This is a genomic window from Nonomuraea sp. ZG12 (assembly GCF_052068115.1).
Lineage (GTDB): Bacteria > Actinomycetota > Actinomycetes > Streptosporangiales > Streptosporangiaceae > Nonomuraea.
Map to the genome: position 1 here is coordinate 127,281 of NZ_JBQHCW010000024.1, position 7,848 is coordinate 135,128.

Annotated in this window: 7 protein-coding genes; 5 read left to right on the plus strand and 2 right to left on the minus strand. The window is 70.0% G+C overall.

Going from position 1 to position 7,848, the window contains the following annotated elements:
* Positions 1–41: 41 nt before the first annotated feature.
* The 3 genes from ACTMTF_RS39850 (at position 42) to ACTMTF_RS39860 (ending at position 3,453) form a co-directional block, all read left to right on the plus strand.
* On the plus strand, positions 42–1,241 hold the full coding sequence (locus tag ACTMTF_RS39850; RefSeq protein ID WP_441115295.1) for an argininosuccinate synthase: 1,200 nt from the start codon (positions 42–44) through the stop codon (positions 1,239–1,241).
* 68 nt (positions 1,242–1,309) lie between these two features.
* A complete protein-coding gene (gene argH / locus ACTMTF_RS39855) occupies positions 1,310–2,707 on the plus strand; it encodes an argininosuccinate lyase (RefSeq protein WP_397016892.1) in 1,398 nt (465 codons plus the stop codon).
* A complete protein-coding gene (locus tag ACTMTF_RS39860) occupies positions 2,689–3,453 on the plus strand; it encodes a DNA-3-methyladenine glycosylase (protein WP_441115296.1) in 765 nt (254 codons plus the stop codon). The genes argH and ACTMTF_RS39860 overlap by 19 nt, the downstream gene beginning before the upstream one ends.
* Here the strand turns inward: ACTMTF_RS39860 and ACTMTF_RS39865 are convergent.
* Positions 3,393–3,794: a PH domain-containing protein gene (locus tag ACTMTF_RS39865; protein ID WP_441115297.1), complete on the minus strand. Its 402-nt coding sequence runs from the start codon at positions 3,792–3,794 to the stop codon at positions 3,393–3,395. The two genes, ACTMTF_RS39860 and ACTMTF_RS39865, sit on opposite strands and share 61 nt — an antisense overlap.
* Positions 3,795–3,878: 84 nt before the next feature.
* Between ACTMTF_RS39865 and tyrS the strand changes: the two genes are divergently transcribed.
* Positions 3,879–5,144 (plus strand): tyrosine--tRNA ligase, encoded by a 1,266-nt coding sequence (tyrS, locus tag ACTMTF_RS39870; protein WP_441115298.1) that lies wholly within the window; start codon positions 3,879–3,881, stop codon positions 5,142–5,144.
* 127 nt (positions 5,145–5,271) lie between these two features.
* Here the strand turns inward: tyrS and ACTMTF_RS39875 are convergent, their stop codons facing one another.
* Positions 5,272–6,756: a glycosyltransferase family 39 protein gene (locus ACTMTF_RS39875; protein WP_441115299.1), complete on the minus strand. Its 1,485-nt coding sequence runs from the start codon at positions 6,754–6,756 to the stop codon at positions 5,272–5,274.
* A 31-nt stretch (positions 6,757–6,787) separates the two neighbouring features.
* On the opposite strand from ACTMTF_RS39875, the gene ACTMTF_RS39880 reads away from it, so the two are divergent.
* Positions 6,788–7,375 (plus strand): HAD family hydrolase, encoded by a 588-nt coding sequence (locus ACTMTF_RS39880; RefSeq protein ID WP_441115300.1) that lies wholly within the window; start codon positions 6,788–6,790, stop codon positions 7,373–7,375.
* The last annotated feature ends 473 nt before the right edge of the window (positions 7,376–7,848 follow it).

The window sequence follows — 7,848 nt, forward strand, 5'->3', positions numbered from 1 at the left end:
CAACAGGCGAAATTTCAGACTTTAGTAATGGAGATCACGAAATGACGGAGAGAGTAGTTCTAGCGTTCTCGGGTGGCCTCGACACGTCGGTCGCCATCCCGTTCCTCGCCGAGAAGATGAACGCCGAGGTCGTCGCCGTCGCGGTGGATCTCGGCCAGGGCGGCGAGGACATGGGGGTCATCCAGAAGCGCGCCATGGACTGCGGCGCGGTCGAGTCCGTCGTGGTGGACGCCAAGGAGGAGTACGCCGCGGACTTCTGCGTGCCCGCCCTCCAGGCCAACGCCCTCTACATGGACCGCTACCCTCTCCTGTCCTCGCTGTCGCGGCCTCTCATCGTCAAGCACCTGGTCACCGCCGCCAAGCAGTTCGGCGGCACGATCGTCTCCCACGGCTGCACCGGCAAGGGCAACGACCAGGTCCGCTTCGAGGCCGGCCTGGCCGCGCTGGCGCCCGACCTCAAGGTCGTCGCCCCGGCCCGCGACTACGCCTGGACCCGCGACAAGGCGATCGAGTTCGCCGAGCAGCGGGGCCTGCCGATCGAGACCACCAAGAAGAACCCGTTCTCGATCGACCAGAACCTGTGGGGCCGCGCCGTCGAGACCGGCTTCCTGGAGGACATCTGGAACGGCCCCACCGAGGACGTCTACTCCTACACCGCCGACCCCGCCGTCCCGCGCGAGCCGGACGAGCTCGTCATCACCTTCGAGCAGGGCGTCCCGGTCAAGATCGACGGCCGCCCGCTGACCCCGTACCAGGTCATCGACGAGCTCAACAAGCGCGCCGGCGCGCAGGGCGTCGGCCGCATCGACATGGTCGAGGACCGGCTGGTCGGCATCAAGTCCCGCGAGGTCTACGAGGCGCCCGGCGCCATCGCGCTGATCACCGCGCACATGGAGCTGGAGAGCGTCACCGTCGAGCGCGACCTGGCCCGCTTCAAGCGGGGCGTCGACCAGCGCTGGAGCGAGCTCGTCTACGACGGCCTGTGGTTCTCGCCGCTCAAGCGCGCCCTCGACACGCTGATCGCCGACGCGCAGAAGTACGTTTCGGGTGACATCCGCATGACCTTGCACGGCGGCAAGGCCACCGTCACCGGCCGGCGCTCCGAGCAGTCCCTGTACGACTTCTCGCTCGCCACCTACGACACCGGTGACACCTTCGACCAGTCCCTGGCCAAGGGCTTCGTGCAGCTCTTCAGCCTGCCATCCAAGATCGCAGCGGCGCGCGACGCCAAGCACGGCTGAGTTGCACTATCGTCGCGGAGGACGTCGTGGGGAAGTTTGAGGAGACACTGGTGAGTGATGGCAAGCCGATGCGGCTGTGGGGCGGCCGCTTCGAGGGCGGCCCGTCCGACGCGCTGGCCCGCCTTTCGGTGAGCGTGCACTTCGACTGGCGGCTGGTGCCGTACGACCTGGCAGCGTCCAGGGCGCACGCCCGCGTGCTGCACAAGGCGGAGTTGCTGGACGCCGACGAGCTCGAGCGCATGATCGGCGCGCTCGACGACCTCGAACGCGCCTGCAAGGCGGGGGAGTTCCGGCCGACGGTCGCCGACGAGGACGTGCACACCGCCCTGGAGCGCGGCCTGCTGGAGCGGCTCGGCTCGCTCGGCGGCAAGCTGCGCGCGGGCCGCAGCCGCAACGACCAGATCGCCACGGACCTGCGCCTCTATCTCCGCGACCACGCCCGCACGATCGTCTCCCGCCTGGTCGAGCTGGAAACGGCGCTGATGACCCAGGCCGAGCAGCACGCCGAGACCGCCGCGCCCGGCATGACACACCTGCAGCACGCGCAGCCGGTCTCCTTCGGTCACCAGCTGCTCGCGCACGTGCACGCCTTCACTCGCGACATCGACCGGCTCATCGACTGGGACAAGCGCGCGGCGATCTCGCCGCTCGGCGCGGGCGCGCTGGCCGGCTCGTCGCTGCCGCTCGACCCGCAGGCCGTGGCCGAGGAGCTCGGCTTCTCGGCGCCGGCGGCCAACTCGATGGACGCGGTCTCCGACCGTGACTTCGCCGCCGAGTTCCTGTTCGCGGCCGCCATGATCGGCATGCACCTGTCGCGGCTGGGCGAGGAGATCGTGCTCTGGGCCTCACAGGAGTTCCGCTGGATCGAGATGGACGACGCCTACTCCACCGGCTCGTCGATCATGCCCCAGAAGAAGAACCCGGACGTCGCCGAGCTGGCCCGCGGCAAGTCCGGCCGGCTCATCGGCAACCTCATGGCGCTGCTGACCACGCTCAAGGGCCTGCCGCTCACCTACAACCGCGACCTGCAGGAGGACAAGGAGCCCGTGTTCGACTCGGTCGACACGCTGCTGCTGGTCCTGCCTGCGGTGGCCGGCCTGGTCGCCACCATGCGCGTCAACACCGCCCGCATGCAGGAGTCCGCCCCCGACGGCTTCGCGCTGGCCACCGACCTGGCCGAGCTGCTGGTGCGCCGCGGCGTGCCGTTCCGCGACGCGCACGAGGCCGTCGGGCACCTCGTGGTGTGGTGCCAGGTCAACGACTCCGACCTCGGCGACCTCACCGACGACGAGCTGGCCAAGGTCTCACCGCACCTCACCCCGGACGTCCGCGACGTGCTCAACGTGCCGGGCGCCCTGGCCGCGCGCAAGGCCCCCGGCGGCACCGCCCCCGACCGCGTCCGCGATCAGCTCGTGGCGCTGGGCGAGGCGGTCGACGCCCAGGCGGCATGGGCGGCGGGCTCCTGAGCTCCGCGCCGCTGCCGCGCGCCTTCTTCGACAGGCCGTCGCACGAGGTCGCGCCCGAGCTGCTCGGGCGCGTGCTCGTGCACGGCACCGTGGACGGGCTGGTCGCCGTACGACTCACCGAGGTCGAGGCGTACGGCGGCGCGGGCGAGGATCCGGCGGCCCACACCTACCGGGGCAGGACGCCGCGCAACGCGGTCATGTTCGGCCCGCCCGGCCACCTGTACGTGTACTTCACCTACGGCATGCACTTCTGCGCCAACGTCGTCTGCCTGCCCGAGGGCCACGGGTCGGGGGTGCTGATGCGGGCCGGCGAGGTGATCGCGGGCGGCAGCGTGGCCCGCGCGCGCCGCTCGGGCGGCAAGGCGCTGGCCGACCGGGACCTGGCCCGTGGCCCGGCCCGGCTGGCGGTGGCGCTCGGGCTGCTGCGCGAGCACAACGGCCTCGACGCCATCTGGGAGGGCTCCCCGCAGGCGCTGGGCGGGTCGCTGGACGGCTCGCCGGCGGACGGTCACGGCCGGTCGCGCGCGCTGACCGGCCTGCCGGTCGGCTCGGTCGTCCTGCTCGAAGGCCACCCGCCGGAGCCCGGCGCGATCAGGTCAGGGCCGCGGACGGGCGTCTCGACGGCCAAGGACGTACCCTGGCGGTTCTGGGTCGAGGGCGACCCGACCGTGTCGCCCTACAAGGTTCACGCGCCGCGCCGGCGCAGCACCGCGGCCACCTCGGTCGGGGAGGCGCCCAGATCGTGAGGGCTGAAGATGTGCAGGTTGTCGCCGGTGTCGATCTCCAGCATCTCGCTGCGCAGCCCGAACCTCCTGCGCACGTCCACCTTGACGTCCTCGATCGCCTCCCACGGCACGTGCCGCCGGCCGGCGAAGCCGTGCACCACGGTGATGCCGTCCTCGTCCGCCGAGAGCCGCTCGGGCACCAGCAGATCGCGCAGCCCCATCGCCCCCACCAGCAGGGCGGCCGGCACCGCCAGGATCACCCCGCGCACGTCACCGTCCACGTACCAGTAGGCGGCGAGCCCGGCGCACGCCAGACCCCCTAAGATCTTGAAAAATGCCAGCTCGCGACGGACCTTCCACATGGTGATCGAGACTATCCAAGTAGCGGTCATGCGGCGCGATCGGGCACGCTGTAACCACTCAACCTCTAGCGGAGAGCCAGCACCGTGACCGACATTCTCGATGAGCTCGAATGGCGCGACGTGACCGCGCAGACCACCGACATCGACGCCCTGCGGGGGGCGCTGTCGAAGGGTCCGATCACGGTCTATGCGGGCTTTGACCCCACCGCGCCGTCGCTGCATGTCGGCAACCTCGCCACGTTGCTGATCCTGACCCGTTTCCAGCGCGCGGGCCACCGGCCGATCGGCCTGGTCGGCGGTGCCACCGGCCTGATCGGCGACCCCAGCGGCCGCAGCACCGAGCGGGTGCTCAACACCTCCGAGGTCGTGGCCGAGTGGGTGTCCAGGATCCGGGTGCAGGTGGAGAGGTTCCTGTCGTTCGAGGGCGGGCCCAACGCGGCGGAGCTGGTCAGCAACCTCGACTGGACGGCCGAGATGTCCGCCATCGACTTCCTGCGCGACATCGGCAAGCACTTCCCGGTCAACCGGATGCTGGCTCGTGAGGCGGTCTCCGCCAGGCTCGGCGGTGACGGCCTCAGCTACACCGAGTTCAGCTACCAGATCCTGCAGTCCAACGACTACCTTGAGCTCTACCGCCGCCACGGCTGCACGCTGCAGGTCGGCGGCACCGACCAGTGGGGCAACATCACCGCCGGAGTCGACCTGATCAGGCGGGTCGAGGGCGTCCACGTGCACGCCCTGACCGGCCACCTGATCACCAAGGCCGACGGCACCAAGTTCGGCAAGACGGCCGGTGGCGCCGTCTGGCTCGACCCGGCACTGACGTCGCCGTACGCGTTCTACCAGTACTGGCTGAACGCCGACGACCGGGACGTGATCCGCTTCCTCAAGGTGTTCACCTTCCGTGGCCGGGAGGAGATCGAGGCGCTGGAGAAGGCCGTCGCCGACCGGCCCTTCGCCCGTGAGGCGCAGCGCACCCTCGCCGAGGACCTGACCACGATGGTGCACGGCTCCGACGAGCTGGCCGCGGTCGTCGCGGCGTCCAAGGCGCTGTTCGGCCAGGGCTCGCTCGACGAGCTCCCGGCCTCGACGCTGGCGGCCGCCCTCGCGGAGGTGCCCAAGGCCACCGTCCCCGCACTCGGCGCGACCTTCGTGGACCTGCTGGCCGACAGCGGCCTGGTGGAGTCGAAGTCGGCGGCCCGCCGGGCGGTCAAGGAGGGCGGCGCCTACCTCAACAACGTCAAGATCACCGACGAGACCCACACGCCGTCCGCCGACGACCTGCTCCACGGCAGGTTCATGGTGCTGCGGCGCGGTAAGAAGTCGATCGGCGGCGTCGAGGTCGGCTGAGCCCGACGCGAACGGGCCCTCCCCACAGGGAGGGCCCGTTCGCTGTCGCTCGGGGGTTCCTGAGCGGCCGCTGGTGTTTTCGTTCACGGGCCCGCCGTCGTCGGAGCGCTTTCCGGGTACGGGCTCGCTACCGCCGGGTGTAGAGCGCGACCGTGAGGCCGGGCAGATCCGCCGAGTGCCACGCCGACTCCTGCGTGAAGCCGGCGCTTCGCAGTGCCTTGATCCGGTCGAAGCGGGGCCCGGCTGACTTGGCGCCGCGCCACACGGCCCACGCCCGCTCCCGCCCGGCCAGCGCCTCGGCCACATCGTCCCGCTCGGGGAACCCGAACCCGTCCGGCTCCGGCGCCGACCCCACGCGCAGCACGTCGTCGGGCATCGAGTCGTCACCGTAGTAGTCGAACCTGGCCCGCACCGCGCTCTGGCCGAACACGATCGCGTCCCCCGGCCGGGTGTCGATCTTCCGTACGGCCCACGGGATGTCCTCGAAGCGCCCGTTGACCTCCCGTACCTCCAACTGCTGCATCACCCCGGCGCCACCGGTGACCAGCACCAGCGCGCAGCACGCCATCACCGCCGTGCGGCCGCGGAACATCCCCGCCACCGTCAGCCCGGCCAGCAGCGCCAGTGCCGGAGCGGTGACGAAGAGGTAGCGGTCCACGTACACAGGCGTCACGAGATGCGAGACCGCGAGCAGCAGCAGCGGCGGCAGGAGCAGCCAGCCCAGCAGCGCCGCCAGCCACGGCCGGCTCACCGCGATCCGGCCGTCGGCGCGTGAACGGCGCGCCGCGAGCCACAGCAGCACCGCCCCGGCCAGCGCCACCGCGAACAGCAGCACCCCGGGCTCGGTCGCGCCCGCCGCCATCTTGGGGAACTTCAGCAGCACGTCGGGACCGCGCTGCGGGATCCAGCTGATCGCGTGCCGCTCGCCGTACCCCACCAGTCCCAGCACCAGGGCGGGCAGGCCGCCGACGGCGAGCGCGGGCAGCATCCGCAGCAGCAGCGTCCGGCGCGGCAGCAGAACGGCGGCGGCCAGCAACTGCGCGGGCAGGACGAGCACCGCGAACAGGTGCGTGCAGCACACCAGCGCCACACTCACCCCGTACAGCACCCAGCGCCGCGCGGCCGGCGACTCGACGGCCCGATGCAGCGCCCAGAACGAGAACACCACCGCGGCGGCGGCGAAGGAGTACGACCTCGCGAAGGCCCCGTAGTACGACACCGAAGGCAGTACGGCGAACAGCGCGGCCGCCGTCAGCCCCGCTCGGGTGCTGTGCAGCCGCCGCCCCAGCTCGACGAGAAACCCCGCGCCCACCGCGATCGCCAGTGCGGACGGCAGCCGCAACCACAGCTCCGCCGTGCTGACCATCGCCCAGAAGTGGATGAACACGTAGTAGGGCAGGAAATGTCCGTCGATGTGCTGGGCGAGCTCCCACAGCCCCGACAGTGAGCGGGTGGCCGCGCTGATCGTGGCGATTTCGTCACCGTTGAGGGTGGAGGCTCCCGTCCCGCTGAACGCCACCGCTCCGGCCGCCAGCGCCGCCCACCATGGGCTTGACCTGGACGGACGGGTGGCTGGGGTGATGGGTGGGGCAAGCGTGGCGGCACTGGTCACCGGGGCAGAATACGCGCATAAGCTCGAAACCATGCCTGAAGTAATCGTGTTCGATTTGTACGGTGTTATCGCCCGTACGCAGACAGATGAGGCGAAGCAGCAGCTCGTCGATCTGGCCGGGGTGCAGGAGGAGTCGTTCTGGGAGGCCTACTGGGCATGCAGGCCGGCCTATGACGCCGGGCAGGAGAGCGCCCTGTACTGGGCGGACGTCGCCGGGCGGCTGGACACCCGGTTCGCCGATGTGCCGGCGCTGATGGACGCCGACCTGGAGAGCTGGTGCCACGTCGATCCCGAGATGGTGGCCGTGGTGCACGAACTGGCCGACCGGGGGCGGACGCTCGGGCTGCTGTCCAACATCATCGAGGAGCTGGTGCCCATCTGGGAGGCGCGGCACGGGGACTGGCTGGGGCGCTTCTCCGCGCTCACCTATTCGTGCCGGATCGGCGTGGCCAAGCCGGATCGGCGGGCGTACGAGATCTGTGCCGAACGGTTGGGCGTGGCCACAGGGGACGTGCTGTTCTTCGACGACAACGAGGTCAATGTCGTCGCGGCGCGTGCGGCGGGGATGTCGGCGGAGCTCTTCACCTCGCCGGAGCAGGTCCGCACCCTGACGGACTGAGGCGCCGTACGTCCCTGTGCCGGGTCGTCCCGTGGGCGGGTGCGGGGGCGATTTGACGTCTGGGGGATCGCGACCTATTCTTTTAGTTCGCCCCGGGAGTGAGCCGGACGCCGACAGGCGGACGGGCCCCAGAGCGGGCCCTTGAGAACAGACCACTCGGTTGAGGCGCTTCAGCGCGCTCAGGCACGAGTCGCCTCGGGTGTCTCCAGATCACCGAAAAACCGGTTGATTCGACAGGCACGGGATGGCACGGTAAGTTTCGAGGGCAAGAAATTCTAGATGGGCTGACCGATTTCCAGCAAGTTCGCTGAATTTGACAGGAAATAAGCGGTCCATTAAGATCTAAATACGAAATGAGCGCCTCCGCTGCTCGGTCTGAGTGATCAGATGGTGTGGGGATGTACGCGTCCGTTTCTTGAGAACTCAACAGTGTGTTAAAAGCCAGTGCATGATGCACAACCCCGTCATTTATG

Bases quoted from the DNA above. Each gene is read 5' to 3' on its own strand.
- argH (WP_397016892.1), top strand. From the start codon at position 1,310: ATGCGGCTGTGGGGCGGCCGCTTCGAGGGCGGCCCGTCCGACGCGCTG.
- ACTMTF_RS39860 (WP_441115296.1), top strand. From the start codon at position 2,689: ATGGGCGGCGGGCTCCTGAGCTCCGCGCCGCTGCCGCGCGCCTTCTTC.
- ACTMTF_RS39880 (WP_441115300.1), top strand. From the start codon at position 6,788: ATGCCTGAAGTAATCGTGTTCGATTTGTACGGTGTTATCGCCCGTACG.
- ACTMTF_RS39865 (WP_441115297.1), bottom strand. From the start codon at position 3,794: ATGTGGAAGGTCCGTCGCGAGCTGGCATTTTTCAAGATCTTAGGGGGT.
- ACTMTF_RS39850 (WP_441115295.1), top strand. From the start codon at position 42: ATGACGGAGAGAGTAGTTCTAGCGTTCTCGGGTGGCCTCGACACGTCG.